Annotated in this window: 18 protein-coding genes; 7 read left to right on the top strand and 11 right to left on the bottom strand. The window is 54.6% G+C overall.

Features of this window, described 5'->3' with window-relative positions; all coding sequences use genetic code 11:
* The first annotated feature begins 85 nt into the window (after window positions 1–85).
* On the top strand, window positions 86–478 hold the full coding sequence (locus IEW52_RS03430; protein WP_188628684.1) for a PA2779 family protein: 393 nt from the start codon (window positions 86–88) through the stop codon (window positions 476–478).
* Complete coding sequence (locus tag IEW52_RS03425; RefSeq protein WP_188628683.1) at window positions 478–1,431, top strand: PA2778 family cysteine peptidase; 954 nt, start codon at window positions 478–480, stop codon at window positions 1,429–1,431. The genes IEW52_RS03430 and IEW52_RS03425 overlap by 1 nt, the downstream gene beginning before the upstream one ends.
* An 80-nt stretch (window positions 1,432–1,511) precedes the next feature.
* Here the strand turns inward: IEW52_RS03425 and IEW52_RS03420 are convergent, their stop codons facing one another.
* From IEW52_RS03420 to IEW52_RS03400, 5 genes are read right to left on the bottom strand one after another with little or no spacing between them, the layout of a single operon-like run.
* Window positions 1,512–3,218, bottom strand: coding sequence for a chloride channel protein (locus tag IEW52_RS03420; RefSeq protein WP_188628682.1), 1,707 nt, complete (start codon window positions 3,216–3,218; stop codon window positions 1,512–1,514).
* A complete protein-coding gene (locus tag IEW52_RS03415) occupies window positions 3,219–3,860 on the bottom strand; it encodes an ABC-type transport auxiliary lipoprotein family protein (protein WP_188628681.1) in 642 nt (213 codons plus the stop codon).
* 2 nt (window positions 3,861–3,862) lie between these two features.
* A complete protein-coding gene (locus IEW52_RS03410; protein WP_188628680.1) occupies window positions 3,863–4,801 on the bottom strand; it encodes an MlaD family protein in 939 nt (312 codons plus the stop codon).
* Between the two features lie 3 nt (window positions 4,802–4,804).
* Window positions 4,805–5,599, bottom strand: a complete 795-nt coding sequence (locus tag IEW52_RS03405; protein WP_188628679.1) for an ABC transporter ATP-binding protein — start codon at window positions 5,597–5,599, stop codon at window positions 4,805–4,807.
* Window positions 5,593–6,702, bottom strand: a complete 1,110-nt coding sequence (locus IEW52_RS03400) for an MlaE family ABC transporter permease (protein WP_188628678.1) — start codon at window positions 6,700–6,702, stop codon at window positions 5,593–5,595. Before IEW52_RS03400 ends, IEW52_RS03405 begins: the two co-directional genes overlap by 7 nt.
* Before the next feature lie 478 nt (window positions 6,703–7,180).
* On the opposite strand from IEW52_RS03400, the gene IEW52_RS03395 reads away from it, so the two are divergent.
* Together IEW52_RS03395 and IEW52_RS03390 are read left to right on the top strand one after the other, a co-directional pair.
* Window positions 7,181–7,507 (top strand): YqfO family protein, encoded by a 327-nt coding sequence (locus IEW52_RS03395; protein WP_188628677.1) that lies wholly within the window; start codon window positions 7,181–7,183, stop codon window positions 7,505–7,507.
* 94 nt (window positions 7,508–7,601) lie between these two features.
* Window positions 7,602–8,093: a methylated-DNA--[protein]-cysteine S-methyltransferase gene (locus IEW52_RS03390; protein WP_188628676.1), complete on the top strand. Its 492-nt coding sequence runs from the start codon at window positions 7,602–7,604 to the stop codon at window positions 8,091–8,093.
* A gap of 582 nt (window positions 8,094–8,675) precedes the next feature.
* Here IEW52_RS03390 and IEW52_RS03385 read toward each other — a convergent pair.
* The gene (locus IEW52_RS03385; RefSeq protein ID WP_229667771.1) at window positions 8,676–9,932 is read right to left on the bottom strand and encodes a D-alanyl-D-alanine carboxypeptidase; all 1,257 of its coding nucleotides are present in this window, start codon (window positions 9,930–9,932) and stop codon (window positions 8,676–8,678) included.
* Between the two features lie 288 nt (window positions 9,933–10,220).
* On the bottom strand, window positions 10,221–13,901 hold the full coding sequence (gene metH / locus IEW52_RS03380; protein WP_188628674.1) for a methionine synthase: 3,681 nt from the start codon (window positions 13,899–13,901) through the stop codon (window positions 10,221–10,223).
* 244 nt (window positions 13,902–14,145) lie between these two features.
* On the opposite strand from metH, the gene IEW52_RS03375 reads away from it, so the two are divergent.
* On the top strand, window positions 14,146–15,435 hold the full coding sequence (locus tag IEW52_RS03375) for a cation:proton antiporter (protein WP_188628673.1): 1,290 nt from the start codon (window positions 14,146–14,148) through the stop codon (window positions 15,433–15,435).
* Between the two features lie 95 nt (window positions 15,436–15,530).
* Here the strand turns inward: IEW52_RS03375 and metA are convergent, their stop codons facing one another.
* The gene (gene metA, locus IEW52_RS03370; protein ID WP_188628672.1) at window positions 15,531–16,475 is read right to left on the bottom strand and encodes a homoserine O-acetyltransferase MetA; all 945 of its coding nucleotides are present in this window, start codon (window positions 16,473–16,475) and stop codon (window positions 15,531–15,533) included.
* A gap of 145 nt (window positions 16,476–16,620) precedes the next feature.
* Between metA and IEW52_RS03365 the strand changes: the two genes are divergently transcribed.
* A complete protein-coding gene (locus tag IEW52_RS03365) occupies window positions 16,621–17,799 on the top strand; it encodes a CinA family nicotinamide mononucleotide deamidase-related protein (protein WP_188628671.1) in 1,179 nt (392 codons plus the stop codon).
* An 84-nt stretch (window positions 17,800–17,883) separates the two neighbouring features.
* Here IEW52_RS03365 and IEW52_RS03360 read toward each other — a convergent pair whose 3' ends face one another.
* The 3 genes from IEW52_RS03360 to IEW52_RS03350 all read right to left on the bottom strand — a co-directional run bounded on the left by IEW52_RS03360 (window position 17,884) and on the right by IEW52_RS03350 (window position 21,627).
* Window positions 17,884–18,588, bottom strand: coding sequence for a phosphatase PAP2 family protein (locus IEW52_RS03360; RefSeq protein ID WP_188628670.1), 705 nt, complete (start codon window positions 18,586–18,588; stop codon window positions 17,884–17,886).
* 146 nt (window positions 18,589–18,734) lie between these two features.
* Complete coding sequence (locus tag IEW52_RS03355) at window positions 18,735–20,078, bottom strand: 8-oxoguanine deaminase (protein WP_188628669.1); 1,344 nt, start codon at window positions 20,076–20,078, stop codon at window positions 18,735–18,737.
* Between the two features lie 133 nt (window positions 20,079–20,211).
* Window positions 20,212–21,627 carry a nucleobase:cation symporter-2 family protein gene (locus IEW52_RS03350; protein WP_188628668.1) on the bottom strand — a complete coding sequence of 472 codons (1,416 nt, stop codon included), beginning with the start codon at window positions 21,625–21,627 and terminating at the stop codon, window positions 20,212–20,214.
* 427 nt (window positions 21,628–22,054) lie between these two features.
* Between IEW52_RS03350 and IEW52_RS15675 the strand changes: the two genes are divergently transcribed.
* A partial coding sequence (locus IEW52_RS15675) for a hypothetical protein (protein ID WP_229667770.1) occupies window positions 22,055–22,241 on the top strand: 187 nt, incomplete at its 3' end.

The following is a 22,241-nucleotide window of genomic DNA, read 5'->3' as shown; positions in this document are numbered from 1 at the left end:
AAGATGAGAGTCATACTGCAGTTGGGCAGAACGCCTGCAGTCATTACCCGCTATCGGGGTTCACTTTTTCAGGAGCATAATCACCATGAAAAAATTATTTCAAATTCTTAATCCATTACTGATTCTGTCTTTAATGATGGGCACCATGCCGATGGCCGTACAGGCACAGCCCAGCCAGCTGGTATCTACCCAGAGTGCACTGGATGCCGTGCAGGTCAGTGCAGAGCGTGAACGCATCAATGATTTATTGGCTAGAAGCGACGTGCGCGAGCAGCTGGTCAATTATGGTGTGGAATTGAACGAAGTGGAAGCCCGGGTAGCCGCGCTGTCGGATCAGGAAGTACTGCAAATGGCCGACCAGCTGGATAATATGCCCGCCGGTGCCAATGCCGTGATTGGTGCCTTGCTCACCGTCTTTATCGTGCTGCTGGTGACCGACTTGCTGGGCTTGACCAACGTCTTTCCGTTCACTCGTTAATGAACCGCTCAATATCTTTAAAAAACGTCCGCCTGGCGGGCGTTTTACTATTCGGCCTGCTGCTTGGCGGCTGCGCTGCCCAGCCTCAGCTATCTGCCAGCACCCTGGCGCAACTACCCACCCAGTCTTATGTGACCGGTGTGCCGTTTCACAGTCAGCGGGACTACCAGTGCGGCCCTGCCGCATTGGCCATGGCGCTGGGCGCCAGTGGCAAAGACGTGAGCGTTGATCAGCTGATCCCGCAGGTGTTTCTGCCTGGTCGAGAAGGCAGCGTGCAACCCGAAATGCTGGCTACCGTTCGCCGCCATCAACGCATCAGCTACCCGGTAACCGGCGGTTTTGAGGCCCTGTTAACGGAAGTGGGTGCGGGGCATCCGGTGGTGGTATTGCAAAATCTGGCACTGCCCATAATGCCGATGTGGCATTATGCGGTCGTGATCGGCTACGACCACTCCAGAGAGCAGCTGCTACTGCACAGTGGTGAACAATCCCGGCAGGTGACCGACATGAGCCGTTTCGACGCCACCTGGGCACGCAGCGATCGCTGGGCCATGGTGGCATTACCGGCAGGTCAGTTACCACACACGGTTTCGCCACAGGTCGCCACCGACAGCATCGCCGCCTTTGAAGCAACGGCGGGTGCCGGTGCCGCCATCCCTGCCTGGCAAGCCGTGGTTAACCGCTGGCCGGAACATGCCCTGGGCTGGTTTGCGCTGGGGAATGCCCGCCATGCCGACGGCGCTCCCGAAGCCGCCGCCGAGGCCTTTAAGCAAGCCACCGAGCAGGACCCGACACTGGCCGCCGCCTGGCTTAATTTAGGCTTGACCCAGCAAGGCCTGGGGCAGACCGCAAAAGCAAAAACCAGCCTGCGCCACGCCGCCGCCCTGCCCGGAAAATGGCAACAACACGCCAAACAGGCGTTAACCCAAATAACGGCGCAAGCGCCTGGCTAACGCACTCCCCCCTATAAACAACAAAACCGAACCCGCTGGTTCGGTTTTTTAGCTCGGTGCTGGACGCTCGGCGCTGTTCTTCAATACATAGACTCATCCGAGGTAAGCATTTTTGCCAGCCTCCTGCGGGTAACCAACCCCATGCCCTGACGGCCAACCGGGATTAAAAAACCGCGAATATCTTCCTTTTGTAAAATCTTGAAGCCGGCCAGCAAAGAGGTGTCTTCGGTGAGCTCCTGTAATTGTCGGTTGGCATTCAGCAAGGGCGCCAGCAGCTCCGCCAGGGTAACGGCTTGCTCAGGATCCTGCTGTTGATAGGCCTGTTCAAGCACGTCGCGTTTCAGCAAATAACATTGTTCTGCCTGCCGGATCACCAACCAGGGTAATGGCTGCGCCAGAATCGCCGCCAAGTTATGATCCGCCGTCAGGTCGATTTCCACAAACCGAAAACTGGCCAGCTCGGACAAATAACGCTGCGCCAGCGCGGCGCGCAAGGGGTGCGTTTGCAACAGGCGCCCCTGCTGCTTAAGCAAGGTCAAAAGCAAGGAAGGCTGGCGAAAGCCATGCTGGCATACCAGGTTTGCGGTGAGCACCACCGTCATGGCCGGAAACATTGCCTCGGCACTCAGTGACAACTCCAATACAGTGGCAATCGCCGCCAATGGGGCATGCAGCATGGCGCCCATCATGGCGGCCATGCCCAGCAACGCATATAAACCCGGCTCAGATCCGCCCGGCACCCAGGCACCGACCATGCCACCGGCACACACGCCCAACATCAGCATGGGGGCGATTTGCCCACCCGGCACTCCCAGCCCGATGGCGGCGGCGGTGGCAATCAGTTTGGCCGCCAAAATCAACAGTAACAATAGCCAGGGAAGCTGAGCACTCAGAGTGGCATTGATCGTATCGTAGCCTGATCCCAGAATTTGAGGAACCAGCAAGGCCAGGCAGCCGGTGATCACTCCGGCCAGCAGTAATCGGGCGGCTCTGGATTCAAGTGGCAGGCGCAAAAACAGCCGTACCAGGGTGTGAAACAGCACCGCCACCAGTCCCAGCAAGATACCCGTTAACAGCAAACTGGGAATATCGCCATAATGAGCCAATGACAAGCGAGTGGGCGTTAATATCGAGTGCGTGCCCACCAGTGAGCTAGTAAAAGCAGAAGCGGTAATGGCCGAGGCAATAATGGGCGCGAATCCCAGGATGCTGTATTCCATCAGCACCACTTCCATGGCAAACAACACACCTGCCAGCGGGGTATTAAAGGCTGCAGAAATAGCGGCTGCCGTACCACAGCCTATCAACAAACGCAGCTGGCTGGGCGGCCTGTGGGTGTACTGGCCCAGCAGGCTGGCCACCCCGGCGCCCATCTGTATGGCCGGCCCTTCTCGCCCCACGCTATGCCCGGAGGCAAGTGAAATCAGCGCCGCCGCAAACTGAAACAGGGTATTGGCCAGTGGCAAGCGGCCGCGACCAAACTGCAAACGCTCCAATACATAAGCCAGCCCCACCGTTTGGGCCGAGGTCGGCGTAATACGATACAGCAGAATCAGCAACACACTGCCCAGCACAGGCAAGCCCAGGCGCCAGCCCCACGACAGCGACTCAAAGTCTTCCAGCGTGGCGCCATTCAACCATCCCAGCACCAGGTTCAACAAAGCAATAAAACTGGCCATCACCAGGCCCGCGACCACGCCAATGACGCAACCCATCATCACCAGAGGCAGCAGGCTCCTAGACGGACCGGTAAACAACTGGCGTAGCCTTCTTTTGGGCTGGCTCATTTAACGCCGCTCCCTGCTCTCCATGGTCATCAATATCCAATCCAGTATTTCACTGCTCAACTGCGCCTGAGCCACACCAAACGCCGTCACTACGTCGGGAACTTCGGCGGTTACCGGCGCTGCTACGGTGGCAAAACGTCGGCTGGCGACAAGGCGCCGGTCTCCTGGATCAACCAGCTGCGCATCAAAATGGATCACCACGACCGGCTTGCCCTGGCGATATTCGGTATGAAAAGCGCGCAGAGTGCCTCTTAACTCAATCTCGGCCTGCAATGCCTCACTGTCGCTAATAATATGTTGAATACCGCCTGGCTGTTGCCAAGTCTCAATTAACTGATCGCGAAACAGCACCGGCACGCTGGCCGCCCAGCGCGCCCCTTGATAGGCGCTTAGCTGATTATGTTGCGGGATCACGGCAATGCGATTACCCGACAGCAAACCGCTGGTTTCGGGCCGATTGACCCGTAGCGTAACCGCCCGTTGCACAACCGGCTTCTGGGGGGTGGCCAGCTGTGGCGGGGGCAGACGATAAAAGGTCACCGGTGACGATTCGGGCAGCAGGCTACAGGCGCCCAGTATCACCGGCAGCAGCAGCCACAGCATATTTTTAGCCAGTTTAAAGCAGGCAAGTCTTTGCGTCATGATCATGGCTGAAACTCCTTGATGCGTTCGCCACCCAGCAAGAAATCACTCGGGTCTTGCTCAAGCTTGCGTGATACCTCCCCCAGGGTTTCCAGCGTGCTGCGCAACTCGCGCAACGTCGGTTCCAGCTCGCCCATACCTTGCAACCCCGAATGGAGTGCCTGCTGATTATGGGTTAATAGCCGCTCAATCTGTGCCGAACTGCGCGCCAGCGATGCCGCCGCCTGATCGGCATTGCGCCATAATCGCTCGCCGTTATCATTGAACTGCCCTTCCAGCTTGCCCAGCAGCGTTGCCGCGTGATCCATGGTGACTTTCATTTGCTGGCTGGCCTGCACCAAATCCTGTATGCCTTGACGCAAGTCGGTTTTCTGCTCGGCTATCACGCCGGTCGTGGCATTGAGGTTGGCCAGTGTCTGGCTGAAATGTTCACCGTTCTCTTTGGAAAATAACGCATTGGCATTTTCGATCAGCGACTTGAAGCCACTCAATAACTCCTCGCTGTTCAAGCGCAGTTGCGCGATTGGCGAGGGGTCCGCCACGATCACGGGGATGGCGTCATCTTCGGCTTGCAGCCGCGGGCTGTCGGGGGAGCCATCGCTGAGCTGAATATTGGCGGCGCCGGTTATATTGGCCAGCGCCAGGCGAGCTCGGGTGTCGGTTTTAACCGGTGTTTGCCGAGCAATTCTCACTCGCGCCCACACCTGACGCGGATCGTCCGGATCCAGCGATAACTGCTCGACTTCCCCTACACGAATACCACTGTATTCAACGGCACTGCCTACACTCAAGCCGCTGACTGCCTCGCGAAAGACGATGTCATATAAACGCGAATCCTGCTGGCTGCCGGCTTTAACCAACCACAAGCTAAACAGTAAAATACCGGCGGCCACCGCCAGGGTAAAAATACCAATCAATACATGATGAGCTCGGGTTTCCATGGTTTACTCCTGAGCAGATGATTTGGCCGACTGCTGAGCGGCCCGGCCACGAGGACCATGAAAATAATCGCGGATCCAGTCATCATCGGTGGCGGCCACTACCTCCAGCCGATCCGCCACCAAGACCCGTTTTTGCGATAATACCGCCACACGATCACAACAGGCATAAAGGGTATCAAGATCGTGGGTTACTAAAAATACCGTTAAATCAAGAGCATCGCGCAAAGTTAACAACAAGCGATCGAAGGCGGCAGCGGCAATGGGATCCAGCCCGGCGGTCGGTTCATCCAGAAACAGAATATCGGGATCCAGCGCCAAGGCCCGCGCCAGTGCCGCTCTCTTGATCATACCGCCCGATAGCTCGGCCGGATACTTGCTGCCCGCCGCGGCCGGCAACCCCACCAATGCCAGCTTGACCACCGCCAAGGCAGTGGCATCCCGGCGTGACAAACCCGCTTGCTCAATCAAAGCCAGCGCCACGTTTTCCTCCAGGGTGAGCGACGAATACAAGGCGCCTTTTTGAAACAGCACCCCCATGCGCTTTTGCAACTGACTGCGTTGCTCGTCGGATAACGCCGGCAAGTCATGACCAAACAGCTTGACGATGCCGGCCCTGGGCTGCAGCAGCCCAACGATGGAGCGCAGCAATACCGACTTGCCGGTGCCGGATCCGCCCACCACGCCCAGGATCTCGCCGCGATACACCGCCAGATCCAGTTGATCGTGCACCGCATGGCTGCCAAAGCGATTCACCAGCTTTTGTACCTCGATCACGGTATTTTCAGCGTTGTTTACCATCCCATCTCCATGAGAAACAGCGCGGCGATGGCATCCAGCAAAATCACCACAAAGATCGATTGCACCACACTGGAGGTCGTATGCTGCCCCACCGACTGAGCGCTTCCTTCCACCTTGAACCCTTCCAGACAGCCAATCAGCGCAATTAACAAGGCAAATACAGGTGCCTTGCCCAGACCAATCCACAGGTGTCGGATCGGCACTTGCTGCACTATGGACAAATACTGGGTCAGTGAAATATCGAGCGACAGTAACGCCACCATGGCGCCGCCCAAAAAACCGGACAAAATGGCAATAAAGGTCAGCAGGGGCAACACAATCACCAGCGCCAGCATACGGGGTAATACCAGCAGCGTAATGGGATCCAGCCCCTGGGTACGCAGCGCATCCAGTTCTTCGTTAACTTTCATCGAGCCCAGTTGTGCAGTAAAGGCACTGGCGGTGCGCCCCGCCAGTAAAATGGCGGTCAGCAGCACGCCAAACTCGCGTAAAAAGGAATAAGCCACCAGGTCGACCGTGTAAATGGTGGCGCCAAAGTTGGCCAGTACGGTAGCGCCCAGAAAGGCGACCACGGCCCCCACCAGAAAGGTCAGCAAGGCGACAATAGGTACGGCGTTAAGGCCACATTGATGTATCTGTGCCACCAGAGCCGTCACACGCCAGCGACTGGGCACCCACACAGTGCCGGCCAGCGTGCTCAGAGTGAGCCCCAAAAACCCCAGCAGCAAGACAAACTGCCGCCAGCCACTGAGCATTTGTTCACCCAGAGCGGCCAGGCTGTCGCTCCAGCTGGATGGAGGTTGCGCTGGCGGCTCATGATCACTCATGGCCTCGGCCACTGCCAACAGCAAGGCCTGGCGCTCTACCGACAGGCCAGTGGCGTTGGGCAGCAGCTGGCATAACGCCCGGGCACCCAGCAGCTCGACCAACAAGGCGGCACCGGCCGTATCCAGTTCGCTCAGCTGGCTTGCCTCTAACCGCCGCAAGGCCGGTTTTACTGCGCCAAGACGGCGTTTCAGCTGAGCGTAATGTTCTAGCGTCCAGGCGCCCTGCAGCTGGGCACTATCCGCTTTTATAGTTAATGTTGGGACGTTATTTTCCATTGCGTGGGCCCCTGATAAAACAACTCATACGAGACTTTTATTGTCCGGCATCAATATCATAACCACAACAGCAAGGTGGTTTTATACTGGGATCCGCCGTCTTTTTATGACAATGGGCACACAAGCCGCGTTGATAGCACAATAATGATTAGCCCGTCGCGAGCAAGGCTGTGACCGCACGATGAAGACAGCGCAGTACACTGCGCTTTGTTGAGTGCCATCTGTCAGCAAGAGCTAAACTCACCACAGGATCAAAACCACTGGCGCTGCCTGAACGATAGCATGTGCAGCCTGGAACCGGCAGTAAAGGTACTGGCCTGACTGCCGGTAACTCGGCTACCCGGATCAAGGAGCTGGATGTAAAGAATGTGGTTTTACTGTCAGACGCGGTACCATGGCCAGGAATATCTGCCTGTCCAATTCCCAAGTTTCTGAAAAAAGCCTAATCTAAGCGTTTGGATAATAAGTTGAGGTTGTCATGTATAAGCTGGTGTTTTTCGTCCCCGAGTCACATCTTGCCGAGGTGAAGGCGGCGGTATTTGCAACCGGTGCCGGCAAAATCGGCGATTACGAGCAATGCTGCTTTGAAACCCGTGGCACCGGCCAGTTCAGACCCTTGGCCAATGCCACTCCCTTTATCGGCCAGGCGGGCGCGCTTGAGCAGGTAGCAGAGGTACGGGTTGAGCTGGTATGTGACGATGCCCTGATCCGCCCTGCCATTGCGGCACTGCGCAAAGCACATCCTTACGAAGAGCCCGCCTTCGATGTCTGGCAACTGAGTGATCTTATGCACAGTGAGGAGTAAAGTGTGAGGAGAAAAGCCACCGCATCGCAGGCGACCTCGCCTTTGCACCTCGCTCTTCATTATTTATCTCTCGCTATCTATACAGGAGCCAGCCATGGCTAGCCTTTGCACCCACGCCTGCCCACTGGGATGGATTACCCTGGAAACCGACATCGACGCCACTCAGACGGAAGTGATTACGGCCTTGCATTTTAGTGATGAAATAACACAATCCATGGCCCCTGGCTCACCACTGCAACATCAGGCCTGCCGGCAGCTGGATGAGTACTTTGCCAGCCAGCGCCAGCATTTTGAATTGCCACTGGCTCCCCAAGGCACCGACTTTCAGCAGCGGGTATGGCAGGCATTGCAACGCATTCCCCATGGCGAGCACCGCAGTTATAAAGATATCGCCTTGCAGATCGATAATCCCAAGGCCGTTCGCGCCGTGGGGCTGGCCAATAGCCGCAATCCCATCGCGCTGATTATTCCCTGCCACAGGGTCATTGGCGCCAGTGGCAAGCTGGTGGGCTATGCCGGCGGCATCGCGCGCAAGGCCTGGTTGCTGGAACACGAGCATCAACAGCCAACGCAGCGCCCTGAATAGAAGAGTTTGGCGTTACTCCTTGTGCGAGATCTCTCAAAGAGCGAGAGGAATATTCGCTTTCTGATGACGCCTTCAGCCACTAAAAAAATATATTACTCTTTATTTTCAAAGCCTTGATAAAAACTCAAGCACTAACAGGCAACAAGATCACTGTTATGATGAGCAAAATGATTCAAGAATCGGGGTATTATTTATCTCGCAGGGAGCACAGAGCCAGTCAGGATGACAGGCTGCCAAGACGGCACAGGACAACCACGGGCGTGGTAGAGGGATACCTCCAGGATGGAGAGGCACGTTCAGTCAGGAAGACGAACGGTCAGGATGACATCAGGGACAGCCCGACGGATCGGGAAAGGGAACGCCAACAGGGAACAGGCACGTCAGGGATTGCAGGGAGCAATATCGGTTTACGGATTAAACCAAGCAGACGACCCAAAAAGGGGCAACTCAGGTTGCCCCTTTTTCTATTTCTTTTTCTGGCAAGATGCCAAAGCAGGTCCGGCATCACGACAGGCAGGATATGTTTCGTATTTCCCTGTGTATGAACGATTACCGCTTAAGGCATACCGCTGCCCGAAAGGCTTAACTGTTCGGCATTTTAATGACCAGACAGTCCATGCCCTGAAGCACCAAACGCTCGCAGGCGCGTTTGGCCTGCTCTTGCTGAAGGCCAATCAACTGTGCCCGAAACAAGGTGCGATCACTGATACTCACCTCGTTCACCGCAACTTGAGCAAACTCGATATCATCCAATCGGCGAGCCGCATCCGAGGCCCGATCCCTTGCCTGCTCTGAGGCACGAAAAGAACCCACCTGCACCGCCCACCCCAAATCGGCAGACAAACGTCCGCTGGACACGGCCTGAGGTTGCGAAGCCCCAACCAGTGGCCGAGGTAGTGTCTTGACCACGACTGGCGGCTGCGTTTTAACCTGGGTATTGGTTGCCTGGCGAGTCACCTGGCGCACCGTTTGCGTGCTCACCACCACCTTGCTGGGTGGGGCTGCTGGGCTGCGTTTGGCCGCCTTGGGCGACAACTTGGCCAACTGTTCGGCTCGTATAAAACTCTTGTCCAGCAATGCCACCATTTCGGCATCGCGCGATTGGGCCGAGCGTCCCCCCATGACAACGCCGATTAAACGATGATCGCCTCTCAGTGTCGAGGTCGCCACGTTAAAGCCCGAGGCATTGATATAACCGGTTTTCATGCCGTCGGTACCCGGGTAATTTTTAATCATGCGATTATGGCTATTGTAGGTTTTCCCCCCATAGGTAAAAGAGGCCGTCGAAAAATAGTGGTAATAATCGGCGTGATCCTGCATCAATCGCATCGACAGGATAGACAGATCGCGGGCGGTGGTGCGTTGCTGTGCATTAGGCAACCCAGAGGCATTGCGAAACGTGGTCGAGGTCATTTTCATTTCCTTGGCCTTGGCCGTCATCATCCTGGCAAACTCGCTCTCGGTTCCACCCAGCGCCTCTGCAACCACCACAGCCGCATCGTTGGCCGAGCGTACCACCAGTGCCGGAATAGCATCACGCACCCGTAGCCGGTCGCCTTTTTTCAGCGATATATTGGTTTGTGGCATGGAGGCCGCATGTGCCGACACCGGCATGGCGGTGTCGAGTCGCATCAGGCCCTTGTCCATGGCGTCGAACAGCAGATACAGCGTCATCATCTTGGTTAACGAGGCCGGATAGCGCGGCGCATCGGCATGCGCCGCATGCAGTACTTCACCACTGTCGGCATCCAATACTATGGCCGCATAACGAGGGTTGGCCTCGGCGCTGGCCTGCCCGATTCCCGCACACAACAGCACCATTACTAGCAGCCATCTCATCTTTTTCACAGGTGTTGCAACCGCCATGGCAGGCCCTCTGTCTGAAGGTAATATAAATTTCGCAGAAGCTACGTTATCGCCTGAATTCTGTCCAGCTTTTAATCAGCCATTTATTGCAGGATACCAGCCCGTTTTTCACGCGATGGCTACCCTACAGATAAGCATACTCGCTCCTGCCGTAAATAGGTGATTGCTAGTGCTGTTGAGCCGAGAATTCACTAATAAAAAGGCGCCAATGGCGCCTTGTCAATCACAGTCAGCTTCAATAGCGTCTAGCGCTCAACACCGTTAGGCGCTCAGGTTGGGCGCCAGCCATTTTTCTGCTTCTTCGCGTGTCATGCCCTTGCGATCGGCATAATCCAGCAACTGATCTTCCTGAATCTGTGCCACCGCAAAATAGCGGGTATCCGGATACGAAAAGTAGAAGCCGGCCACGGCAGCACCGGGCCACATGGCGTAGGACTCGGTCAATTTCATGCCGATACGTTTTTCTACCTCTAACCAGTCCCACAGCGTACCTTTTTCGGTATGCTCGGGACAGGCCGGATAACCGGGTGCCGGACGAATACCGACGTATTTTTCGCGGATCAATTCGTCGTTCGCCAGCTGCTCGTCGGCAGCGTAACCCCAGTATTCACGGCGCACCCGCAGGTGCAGATACTCGGCAAAGGCCTCCGCCAGACGGTCAGCCACCGAACCCGCCAAGATGGCGTTATAGTCATCTTCCGCCTCTTTATAACGACGAATGATGTCTTCTTCTCCAATCCCCCCCGTTACCGCAAAGCCACCCACATAATCGGGCTGGGTGCCTTTGGGGGCCACGTAGTCCGCCAGGCAATAGTTGGGAAAGCCGTCTTTTTTCTCGGTTTGCTGGCGCAGGAAACGCAGCGTTTGCACCACTTCACTGCGTGACTCATCGGCGTAAATTTCTACGTCGTCACCCACACTGTTGGCCGGGAACAAGCCAATCACACCGGCGCAACTGAGTGTGCCGTCCTGCTCCAGTTTATCGAGCATGGCCTGGGCATCGGCAAACAATTTGGTGGCCTCAGCGCCCACCACTTCGTCTTCCAGAATACGCGGATACTTGCCCGCCAGGCCCCAGGTCATGAAGAAGGGAGACCAGTCGATGTATTCGCGCACGATAGAAATCGGCGTGTTATGGAACTCGTGTACTCCCGGCTTGGCGGGTACCGGTGGCACATAGTTTGCCCAGTCGACGTCAACCTTGTTGGCGCGCGCCTTGGCTAGGGGGATCGGCTTGGTACGCGGCTTTTTGCGGGCGTGCTGATCACGCACCACGTCATACTCTTTATTCAGGCGATCCACAAACGCCGGTTTGTTTTCTTTACTCAGCAAGGTTTGCACCACGCCTACGGCGCGGGAAGCGTTGGATACATAGACCACAGGCTCATCGTAGTTCTGCTCGATTTTAACCGCCGTGTGCGCCTTGGATGTAGTAGCGCCACCGATCAGCAGCGGTATGGTAAAGCCCTGGCGCTGCATTTCCTTGGCCACGTTGACCATTTCGTCCAGTGACGGTGTGATAAGACCAGAGAGGCCTATCATGTCGGCATTGGTTTCGCGCGCGGTTTGCAGGATTTTCTCGCAGGGCACCATTACACCCAAGTCGATCACTTCAAAGTTATTACACTGCAGCACCACGCCAACGATGTTCTTGCCGATGTCATGCACGTCGCCCTTGACCGTGGCCATTACCACGCGGCCGTTGGTCTGGCCCACTTCCTTGCTGGCCTCGATATAGGGGTTGAGGTAGGCCACGGCGCGCTTCATGACGCGTGCCGACTTTACCACCTGCGGCAGGAACATCTTGCCCTCGCCAAACAGGTCGCCCACCACGTTCATGCCGTCCATCAAGGGACCTTCGATCACGTCCAACGGACGAGTCGCTTCCTGTCGCGCCGCTTCGGTATCTTCCTCGATAAAGTCGGTCAGACCTTTTACCAGTGAATGGGCCAGACGCTCGTTTACCGGCCAGCTGCGCCATTCCAGATTTCGTGGATCCACCGCTTCACTGCCGCTGTTACGATAACGCTCGGCGATTTCCAGCAAGGCCTCGGTGGCATCTTCGTTCTCGTTCAGCACCACGGCGATGACTTTTTCTTTCAGCTCGGGCTCGATATCTTCGTAAATCGCCAGCTGACCGGCATTCACTATGCCCATGTCCATGCCGTTGCGTACCGCGTGATACAAGAACACAGAGTGAATGGCCTCGCGCACCACTTCGTTACCGCGGAACGAAAACGATACGTTGGACACACCGCCGGAAATCATGGCATGCGGCAGGTGGGTTTTGATGTCTTTCACCGCCTCGATAAACTCGACCGCATAGTTGTTATGCTCTTCGATACCGGTAGCCACGGCGAAAATATTGGGGTCGAAAATGATGTCTTCCGGCGGAAAGCCCACTTCATCAACCAGAATGCGATAGGCCCGCTGACAGATCTCGAACTTTCGCTCCCGGGTATCGGCCTGACCGACCTCGTCGAACGCCATCACGATCACGGCTGCACCGTAGCGGCGCACCAGTTTGGCCTGTTCGATAAACGGCTCAACCCCTTCCTTCATCGAGATGGAGTTCACTATGCCCTTGCCCTGAATACACTTCAGGCCTGCTTCCAGCACTTCCCATTTGGAAGAGTCGAGCATGATGGGCACGCGGGAGATATCCGGTTCGCCGGCAATCAGGTTGAGGAAGCGAGTCATACAGGCCACCGCATCCAGCATGCCTTCATCCATGTTGATGTCGATGATCTGGGCGCCGCTTTCTACCTGTTGCAGCGCCACTTCCAGCGCCTCGTCGTATTTCTCTTCTTTTATCAGCCGTTTGAACCTGGCAGAACCGGTGACGTTGGTCCGTTCGCCCACGTTGACAAACATGGTGTCGGCGCTGATCTGAAACGGCTCCAGACCGGACAAGCGACAGGCAACCGAGATCTCGGGCAACACCCGCGGCTTGATGCCAGCCACCGCCTCGGCCATTACCCGAATATGCTCGGGCGTGGAGCCACAGCAGCCCCCCACCAGGTTCAAAAAGCCACTTTCGGCCCATTCGCGAATATGCTCGGCCATTTCATCGGCTTCCAGATCATATTCACCGAAGGCGTTGGGCAGGCCGGCATTGGGATGCGCCGAGACATAGGTTTCGCTGATGCGGGATAACTCGGCTACATATTGGCGTAATTCCTTGGGGCCAAGCGCACAGTTCAAGCCAAAGGAAATAGGGTTGGCGTGACGCAGCGAGTGATAAAAGGCTTCCGTGGTCTGGCCGGTCAGGGTACGGCCGGAGGCATCGGTAATGGTGCCCGAAATCATCACCGGCACTCGGGTTCCCAGCTTGTCGAACAGGGTTTCGATGGCAAATACCGCGGCTTTGGCGTTCAGGGTATCGAAAATGGTTTCGATCATGATCAAGTGGGCGCCACCGTCGAGCAATGCCTGAGTGGCTTCGGTATAAGCCGCCACCAGTTGATCGAAGGTTACGTTACGGTAACCGGCATCGTTTACATCGGGAGAAATGGACGCGGTTCTGTTGGTTGGGCCCAGTACCCCGGCCACGAAGCGCGGTTTATGGGGCTCTTTGGCCGTCCATTCATCCGCCACCCGGCGTGCCAGTTTGGCCGCCTCATAGTTCATTTCTACTGCCAGCGATTCCATCTGGTAATCGGCCATGGCGATATGAGTGGCGTTGAAGGTGTTGGTTTCTATGATGTCCGCGCCAGCGGCAAAGTAGTCGCTGTGAATTTGGGCAATCAGCTCAGGCTGACTCAGCACCAGCAGGTCATTGTTACCTTTCAGATCGGATGGCCAATCGGCAAAGCGCTCACCGCGATAAGCCGCTTCGTCCAGTCGATGAGACTGGATCATGGTGCCCATGCCACCGTCGATGATCAAAATACGTTCGGCGAGAGCCTGTTCGAGCTGGGAAAAAACGGGGGATCTGGACACTGCTAACTCCTGTTACAACCTGATTCCTTAAGCGATCCCCATGCTATCACAAAATACGTGATTGGAAATCCAGCCATCTACAGGGCCGATAATAAAAAAGCCCGAAAAATTGGCAAAAGTGCGCGATTTAACCGCAGTTTTTTCTAGGGAAGATTATGCAATTAAGGCACACTATGCACCGCTGGCAACGACCAGCTAACTTAGCTTGCAACTATAATAAAATCTCTAAATCGGAACTGTCTTTATGAGCGTCTATTACACTTTGTGTTTTTTGGCGGCTACGGCGATCACGATCGCTTTCGTCAATCAATACATAATGAAAATACAAACCACCATTGCCATTACCTTTGGCGCCCTCATTATCTCTATCCTGATGTTAATTCTAGGAAAAACCACCTGGCCAGAACTGCAGATCCACGCGGTTACCACCCTGGAAACCGTCGATTTTGGCGAGTTTCTGCTGCAGGGGATTCTGGGCTTCTTGCTGTTTGCCGGTGGCCTGGGCATCAATCTGCCCGCCATGAAAAGTCAGAAGTGGGAAATATCGATACTGGTCATTTTTGGCGTGCTGATTTCTACCGCCATAGTGGCTGCGGGCCTCTGGCTGTTAGCCTATGTCGCCGCCATTCCGTTGCCGTTTATTTATTGCCTGCTGTTTGGTGCGCTAATTTCCCCGACCGACCCCATTGCCGTACTGGCCATCGTGAAAAAACTGGGGGCACCGGAGCAGATTGCCATCCAGATAGAAGGTGAGTCACTGTTTAACGACGGCATTGGACTGGTGATTTTCCTGACCATTTTTGCCGTCGCATTTAATGGCACAGAAGCGACTTTTGGCTCTGTGATGACACTGTTCACTCATGAAGCGGTTGGCGGCATCATTTTTGGCGCCCTGCTGGGCCTGATGGCACACCTGATGATCAGCGCCACCGATGACGGCTCCATGGAGCTACTGATGACGCTGTGCATTCCGACCGCCGGTTTTGCGCTGGCCAATGTGCTGGGTGTGTCGGGCGCGCTGGCCATGGTGGTCGCCGGTATCATGATCGGTAACTGGACCCGCTATACCGGCTTTTCCGAACAGAGTGAGAAATATCTGGATCAGTTCTGGCATCTGCTGGACGAATTCTTGAACGCCCTGCTGTTCCTGCTGATTGGTCTGGCCATGCTGTTGGTGGAATTCCACTGGCAAGCCTGGATTCTGGTGCTGTGCGGCATTCCTCTGGTGCTGGCCGGTCGCTTTATCAGCGTGGCCCTGCCCTATGTCGGCTTTCGCCGCTTTCGGGGCTACAACAAGTTCTCGATACGCATTCTGACCTGGGGCGGTTTACGGGGTGGCCTGTCGCTGGCCATGGCGCTGTCTATTCCTGCCGGCATCAAGTTGGGCACAGATGGCCAAATCGAGCTGCGAGATCTGATCTTAATGATGACCTACGCCATAGTCTTGTTCTCGATTATCGTGCAGGGCATGACCATTACCCCCATGATCAACAAGGCCAAAGCCGCTGAAAAGGCCGGTTTTCCCATCGAGTAGATAGCTTTTTGACCTGGAAAAACGCCGACCCTATTATGCGGTCGGCGTTTTTGTATCAGCCCCTGTATAACGGAGAAACTGGCGTATGATCGTATTCAGTCTCGGGTGAGCGACTCGCCGGTGGCACTGAGTGTGTTCAGATCATACGGCGTCAACTGATAAACATGGTAGTTGAGCCAGTTGGCAAACAACAAATGCCCATGACTGCGCCAGGTCGCTCGTGGTGAATTATCCGCATTGTTATCGGGGTAATAATTCTCCGGCATTTGAGGTTCTATACCTACCTCTGAGTCTCGCAGATATTCATTATGCAGAGTATGGGCATCATACTCGGGGTGCCCGGTGACAAACACCTGACGCCCGTCCGGGCTGGCTGCCAGATACACGCCGGCCTTGTCTGATGCCGCCAGTATTTTTAAATCGGTCTTTTCGCGCAACAGCTCGACCGGAAAATCCGCATAGCGAGAATGCGGTGCCAAAAACACATCGTCGAAGCCCCGCACCAGGGGATCATATTGATCCAGGTTATTGTGCTCATACACCCCGGATAGCTTCTCTAATCGGGTACGTTTATCCAGCCCATAAAGTATTTTGAGTCCCGCCTGCGCCGCCCAGCATAGAAACAGGGTAGAAGTTACATGACTCTTGGCCCAGTCGATAATCTGCTCTATTTTGTCCCAGTACACCACATCGCAAAAATCGGTCAGCCCAAGCGGAGCACCGGTAATAATCAAGCCATCATAAAACTGATCCTTGACCTGTTCAAAGTCATGATAAAAGCTTTCGAGGTGCGACTGGGGAGTGTTTTTTGACGGGCGATCGTCAATACGCAGCAAGTCGACGCCAATTTGCAGCGGCGAGTTGGACAGCATGCGCAGCAGCTGATTTTCGGTTTCAATTTTTTTCGGCATCAGGTTAAGCAACAGCACGCGCATCGGGCGGATTTCCTGATTGACCGCTCGGGTCTCCGTCATCACGAAGATGTTTTCCTGAGACAGGACATTGGCCGCTGGCAGGCGATCCGGAATTCTGATGGGCATTTGCTCACTCCATGTACAGCATCGGTAAGAAAGTCTAGACATCTAGAAATCTACAACAAAGCAGCGGGTCTTGTCATCCTTGACGTGTGCCAAAGCCGCAATATACGTTAAAATCAGCCCAACGCCCCTTAAGGACAAGACAACTATGGAACCCGTTATTGAACTGGTAAGCACAGGTGATGAAGTACTCACCGGGTTAATTACCGACACCAATGCCGGCTGGCTTTCTCAGCTACTGCTGGAACAGGGCTGGCAGGTTCGTCGCCGTTTCACCGTGGGTGACGACAAGGCCGATCTGGTAGAGCTGTTCGAACAACGCAGCCATCATGCCGATTTGGTGATCGTCAACGGCGGGCTAGGCCCCACCTCCGATGATATTAGTGCCGAGGCCATGGCCGACGCCGCCGGTGTGCCGCTCGAGCTGAATCAGCACTGGCTGGATGTCATGGAGCAGAAATATGCCAGCCGCAATCGTGCCATGCCCAAAAGCAACAGCAAACAAGCCATGTTGCCTCAGGGATCCGAGCTGGTCGATAACCCGGTCGGCACCGCCTGCGGCTTTGCGGTCAAGCTTAATCGCGCCATCTTTTTCTTTACGCCCGGCGTGCCATCCGAGCTGAAAAAGATGATGACAGACGAGATCTTGCCGCGAATGCGTCGCCAACTGGGCCAAAATGGTCACAGTCAGGTGCGTCGTTTTTTCTTGTTCGGACTCTCGGAATCTGGGCTAAGCGACAAGCTGGACTCTTTAACCTGGCCTTCCGGCGTCACTCTGGGCTATCGAGCCAACCTGCCGACCATAGAGTTGAAACTGATTATTGAAACCGATAACGCAGACATCATTGCCATCGCCGAAGCCCAACTGCTGGCACAGGTAGGTACGCATCTGGTCGCGCGCGATGAGATGAATTTTGCCGCCAGTCTTGGTCCGAAATTGCTGGATAGAGACTTGATGGTTTTTGAAGATGCCAGCGGCGGGCGCCTGACCGATACCATCAGCACCATTACCCGGGAGTTTGAAGGGCATTATCTGGCGGGATTGCCGGATGAAGCTCTGGATCTGGCAAACTGGCTACAGGCCTCTGCCCGACCGATGACCCTGGCCATTGGCGCCCAAGGGCCACAAGGGGTACCTGTGGCACTGAAAACCGAGCAAGGCTGCCAGGTGCAAACCCTGCAAATGCACTTTCGTGATCCGCTTTCTCAACGCCGCTTGCTGGCCTTTGCCGCACTCGACATGCTGCGTCGTCACCTTGCCAATGAAACCGTGATGGTCGATTACGACATACTGCCCTGCAGCGAACGCGTCACCCTGTCTGCGTGAGGTAATAAAAAGGGCGACACGAATGTCGCCCTTTGCCTAGTGCCTTGCTTAACGGCTCGCTGACAGCTACCTCAAGGGTCTGGCTTAGCCTTGCAGCCGCCATCTTGTGAGCAATTTATCTACTGGCGTCACCATAATCTCGGTCAGTCTATGAGCCAGAGGCGTATGGAATAGCCAGGCTCCGGTGATCAGTGCCAAGGGGATGGAGCCACAGATAAAGTCGGTAAACCAGTGCGCGCCCGACATGACTCTGGGCATAGCCAGAATGAAGACCAAAGGCGCAACCACGTATAAATAGCGACGTGGGAAGCGATAGCAGGCAAATAATAAAAAAGTGGCGAAGCCGATGCCATGATCACTGGGGAAAGAGTCGCCCGACGCGTCTTTAGCCTTGATCTCGGGCACCAACTGACTCACCCGTTCCGCCTGCTCATACACAATGGTCGGGCTGGCTCGCTCGACGGGCAAGGCTTTACCGGCCGCCGCCTGCAGTGAAAAACAGCCGGCCATCAGCAACAGCAAGCAGCCCATTTTAGCCCGCTCACGCCCTGTCACTTGCCAGGCATGGCGGAACACGAATCCGGCCATCAAGATAGCGACCGCACCGTCAATCCATCGTTGATTGACAAACGCCACGAACTCGGCAAAACCGGACACCGTAACCAGACGCTGGTTAAACCACCAGAAGATGCCTTCGTCCAGCCCTTGCCAATAGCCAAACCACCAGGTAAAAAACAGTAATAGTGCCAGCACATGCAGCGCGGCCCAGCCTTTAAGATCCCAACGCATACCCGTATCTTTTGTCTTGATAAATGGGCTCTGTTTATACCAGATAGCAACAGATAATGCAGGCATAACGACAAAATATGGCCAAAATAAAGGGCGCCGATAATGGCGCCCTGAACTATCTTTAGGTTAGTAATAGACTGATATCATTAAATAAGCTGTGCTGCCAATTCGCGCTGTCTCGCTTTCAGGGCTTCAATATCGAGTCCACACACTGTGCCATCAATCAGTCGCCAGCGACCCGCCACCATCATACGATCGGCCTGTTTGGCACCGCACAATACCAACGCAGCCAATGGGTCACCCGCTCCGGCAAATTGAATATCGTCCAGGCGAAAAAGCGCCAGATCGGCTTGTTTGCCCACGGCTATCTTGCCAATATCGTCACGTCCCAAACAGGCCGCTGAGCCGCGCGTTGCCCAATCCAGTACCTTATGATGGGTAATATCATTGGCACCGTAGCGCAAACGCTGCAATAACAGGGCTTGCCGCACTTCGGTGATCATATTGGAGCCATCGTTAGAAGCGGAGCCGTCCACACCTATGCCGACCGGACAACCCGCCGCTTCCAAATCGAGCGTCGGGCATTGGCCAGATGCCAGCAACATGTTGGAAGAAGGACAATGAGCGATGCCCACCCCTGCCTGACCCAACCGACCTATCTCTTCGTCATTGAAGTGAATGCCATGAGCCAGCCAGACTCGATTACTGAGCCAGCCGACCGATTCCAGATAATCGACAGGGCGCATACCGAACATTTTTTGACAAAATGCCGTTTCATCATGGGTTTCAGCCAAATGAGTATGCAACTGCACATCATGCTGCTCTGCCAGCTGAGCCGACATTTTCATCAGCTCGGTACTCACCGAAAATGGCGAACAAGGGGCCAGCGCGACCCGAACCATGGCGCCCGACTGATGGTCATGATAGCGTTTTATCAAGCGCTCGCTGTCGGCGATAATGGTCGCTTCGTCCTGGACCGTGCTTTGTGGTGGCAAACCGCCTTGCTCTTCTCCCAGGCTCATGGAGCCACGGGTCAAGTGCACCCTCACACCCAGTTGTTTTGCCTGTGCCACCTGAATATCGATGGCATCTTCCAACCCCTGCGGAAACAAATAATGATGATCACTGGCCGTACTGCAGCCCGACATCAATAATTCCGCCAGCGCGATTTGGGTAGAAACCTCTACCATTTCCGGCCGTAATTTGGCCCATACCGGATACAGTGACGTCAGCCAGGAAAACAATGCCTTGTTCAAGGCAACCGGATGAGCACGGGTCAGGGTTTGATAAAAATGGTGGTGGGCGTTGATCAGGCCCGGCAACAAGACATGCTGACTGGCATCAAATACTTCATCGACTGGTAAAGAGGGCGTTTGACCTGCCGCGACCAGCTCGGTAATGCGGTTATCTGTCACCACCAGACCACCGGCGTGGTCGGGGCTCAAGGTTGCCAATGGATGCTTTATCCAGATACTTTTTGGGCTTTGCATAAGACTTTCGACTCCTATAAAAATGAAAGTGTGCATAACCCCGGATGTAAGAAACCCTGACACACAATCCGGGAAGGTGAGCCAGGGTTAGCGCTGTAGTACTACGTTATAGGTTAGTGTTAACTAACTTCACCTATTTTTTTTCCGCCATAGGATCTGCCGAGGTAGTATCGACCACCTCAATCTCATCGTCTTCATGCTTCTGCTCGGGCAGGATAATGCTCAGCAGAATGGCACTAATGGCACCCATGGCAACCGGTGAACTCAGAATGTTGGCCAGAGTTTTTGGCAACTCTTGCAACACTGTAGGCACGCTGGAAACACCGATACCCAAGCCTACCGAGATAGCCACTATCATCATGTCGCGACGATCCAGCTTGGCGTGAGACAATACACGGATACCTGCAACGGCCACAGTACCAAACATAATTAGCGTGGCGCCACCCAGAACGGGCTTGGGCATTTGCTGCAGTACGCCACCAATGATGGGGAAAATACCCATGATGACCAGAATGGCAGCAATGTAGATACCGACAAACCGACTGGCTACACCCGTCAGGGCGATAACACCGTTATTCTGGCTAAAGGTAGTAGAAGGCATGCTGTTGAAGGTAGCGGCAATCATGGAGTTCACGCCATCGGCCAACACACCGCCACGGATACGATTCATGTAAATCGGGCCTTTTACTGGCTCTCCGGAGATGGTGGAGTTTGCCGTCAAATCACCTGTTGTTTCCATGGCACTGACACAGAACAGAATGGCCAATGGAATAAAGGCAGCCAAATCAAACTGAAAACCATACTTGAACGGAACCGGAACAGAAACGATTGGCAGGTTGCTCAGGTTGGAGAAGTCCAGGCGTCCCATAAAGAAGGCAACGGTCATACCCAATACCAAGCCGATAACCACTGCGGCCAACCGGATCATGGGGTTCTTCGAACGGTTCAGCAGAATAACACTAAACAGCACTATGCCTGCCAACAACAAGTTATCGAGAGAACCGAAGTTTTCGGCACCAAAACCACCACCGATATCGGTCATCGCCACTTTAATCAAGGGAATACCAATCAGGATAATGATGGTTCCGGTGACGACGGGAGTAATTATCTTTTGTAACTTATGAATGACCCGGCTCAAGAAAATTTCGATAATGGCCGCACAGAAACTGACACCGAAAATCGTTGCCAGTATGTCTTCAGGGCTACCACCGCGACTCTTGACGATCATGCCGGCCGATAATATGGCGGTCAAGAACGCAAAGCTCGTACCCTGTAAACAGAGCATACCGGCACCCACGGGACCGATTCGGCGACACTGAATAAAAGTTCCCACACCTGAAACAATCAACGCCATACTGATCATGTAAGGAATGTGTTCGCCCAACCCCAAGACACCACCTACGATCAGGGTCGGTGTGATAACCCCAACCAAACTGGCCAGTACATGCTGCAAGGCGGCGAATGAAGAAGGCCAGAAGCCAGGTTTATCATGTAATGAATACAGCAAGTCATGATTCTTGCTTGGTGTTGTGCTTGTTTTCTGGGTCATAACAGATCCCTTTGTTAATTGCTGCCAATGCGCCGGCATTCACTGCCCGCTGTTTTTATTGGCCAACATCCTGTTGAGACGTTTGGCACTGCCCTCCATTCTCCACTGCAAAGCGTTAGCCAGGTGAGGAGACAGCTTCATAATACCGCAAAAAAAACATAAGTGTTATTTTAATGTGATGCAAATGTTCACATTAATGAGTCAAATGTGATCTATATCTATATCGAAAATTAATACTGACCCGTAGCTACAGCGCTCAGAGTCATAAGTTAACCCATTAATAACAATTGATTTTCTCCAAGCCAACACACAGCCGAATGACATGAGATCCATGTTAAAATTGTGTGCGTGAGTCATAGTTCTGGTATCAAACCTACCGTTGCGATGAATTGATTAAAATTTAGCAATGGGGTGGTAGATGGAGGGCTTGAGCAAAGATATTGCTGCGCAATATTGCACAGCTAAAGCAGTGCCTACCTTCGTGCAGTATTCACCACTCACGGTTAACGCAGACGAAAAAAAGCCCTTCACATCAGTGAAGGGCTTTTTAAATTGGGTGCCTGGCAGTGACCTACTTTCACATGGCAGCTGCCACACTATCATCGGCGCGGCTG

This window comes from Oceanisphaera marina (assembly GCF_014643915.1).
Taxonomy (GTDB): Bacteria; Pseudomonadota; Gammaproteobacteria; order Enterobacterales; family Aeromonadaceae; genus Oceanimonas; species Oceanimonas marina.
This window is presented reverse-complemented; position numbering and strand designations above follow the sequence as displayed.

What these genes read in the sequence shown, in the direction of transcription:
- IEW52_RS03375 (WP_188628673.1), top strand. Translation starts at nt 14,146, where the DNA reads ATGAGCGTCTATTACACTTTGTGTTTTTTGGCGGCTACGGCGATCACG.
- IEW52_RS03385 (WP_229667771.1), bottom strand. Translation starts at nt 9,932, where the DNA reads ATGAGATGGCTGCTAGTAATGGTGCTGTTGTGTGCGGGAATCGGGCAG.
- IEW52_RS03395 (WP_188628677.1), top strand. Translation starts at nt 7,181, where the DNA reads ATGTATAAGCTGGTGTTTTTCGTCCCCGAGTCACATCTTGCCGAGGTG.
- IEW52_RS03415 (WP_188628681.1), bottom strand. Translation starts at nt 3,860, where the DNA reads ATGACGCAAAGACTTGCCTGCTTTAAACTGGCTAAAAATATGCTGTGG.
- IEW52_RS03405 (WP_188628679.1), bottom strand. Translation starts at nt 5,599, where the DNA reads ATGGTAAACAACGCTGAAAATACCGTGATCGAGGTACAAAAGCTGGTG.
- IEW52_RS03425 (WP_188628683.1), top strand. Translation starts at nt 478, where the DNA reads ATGAACCGCTCAATATCTTTAAAAAACGTCCGCCTGGCGGGCGTTTTA.
- IEW52_RS03390 (WP_188628676.1), top strand. Translation starts at nt 7,602, where the DNA reads ATGGCTAGCCTTTGCACCCACGCCTGCCCACTGGGATGGATTACCCTG.
- IEW52_RS03355 (WP_188628669.1), bottom strand. Translation starts at nt 20,078, where the DNA reads ATGCAAAGCCCAAAAAGTATCTGGATAAAGCATCCATTGGCAACCTTG.
- IEW52_RS03420 (WP_188628682.1), bottom strand. Translation starts at nt 3,218, where the DNA reads ATGAGCCAGCCCAAAAGAAGGCTACGCCAGTTGTTTACCGGTCCGTCT.
- IEW52_RS03430 (WP_188628684.1), top strand. Translation starts at nt 86, where the DNA reads ATGAAAAAATTATTTCAAATTCTTAATCCATTACTGATTCTGTCTTTA.
- IEW52_RS03410 (WP_188628680.1), bottom strand. Translation starts at nt 4,801, where the DNA reads ATGGAAACCCGAGCTCATCATGTATTGATTGGTATTTTTACCCTGGCG.
- IEW52_RS03365 (WP_188628671.1), top strand. Translation starts at nt 16,621, where the DNA reads ATGGAACCCGTTATTGAACTGGTAAGCACAGGTGATGAAGTACTCACC.
- IEW52_RS03350 (WP_188628668.1), bottom strand. Translation starts at nt 21,627, where the DNA reads ATGACCCAGAAAACAAGCACAACACCAAGCAAGAATCATGACTTGCTG.
- IEW52_RS03360 (WP_188628670.1), bottom strand. Translation starts at nt 18,588, where the DNA reads ATGCGTTGGGATCTTAAAGGCTGGGCCGCGCTGCATGTGCTGGCACTA.
- metA (WP_188628672.1), bottom strand. Translation starts at nt 16,475, where the DNA reads ATGCCCATCAGAATTCCGGATCGCCTGCCAGCGGCCAATGTCCTGTCT.
- IEW52_RS03400 (WP_188628678.1), bottom strand. Translation starts at nt 6,702, where the DNA reads ATGGAAAATAACGTCCCAACATTAACTATAAAAGCGGATAGTGCCCAG.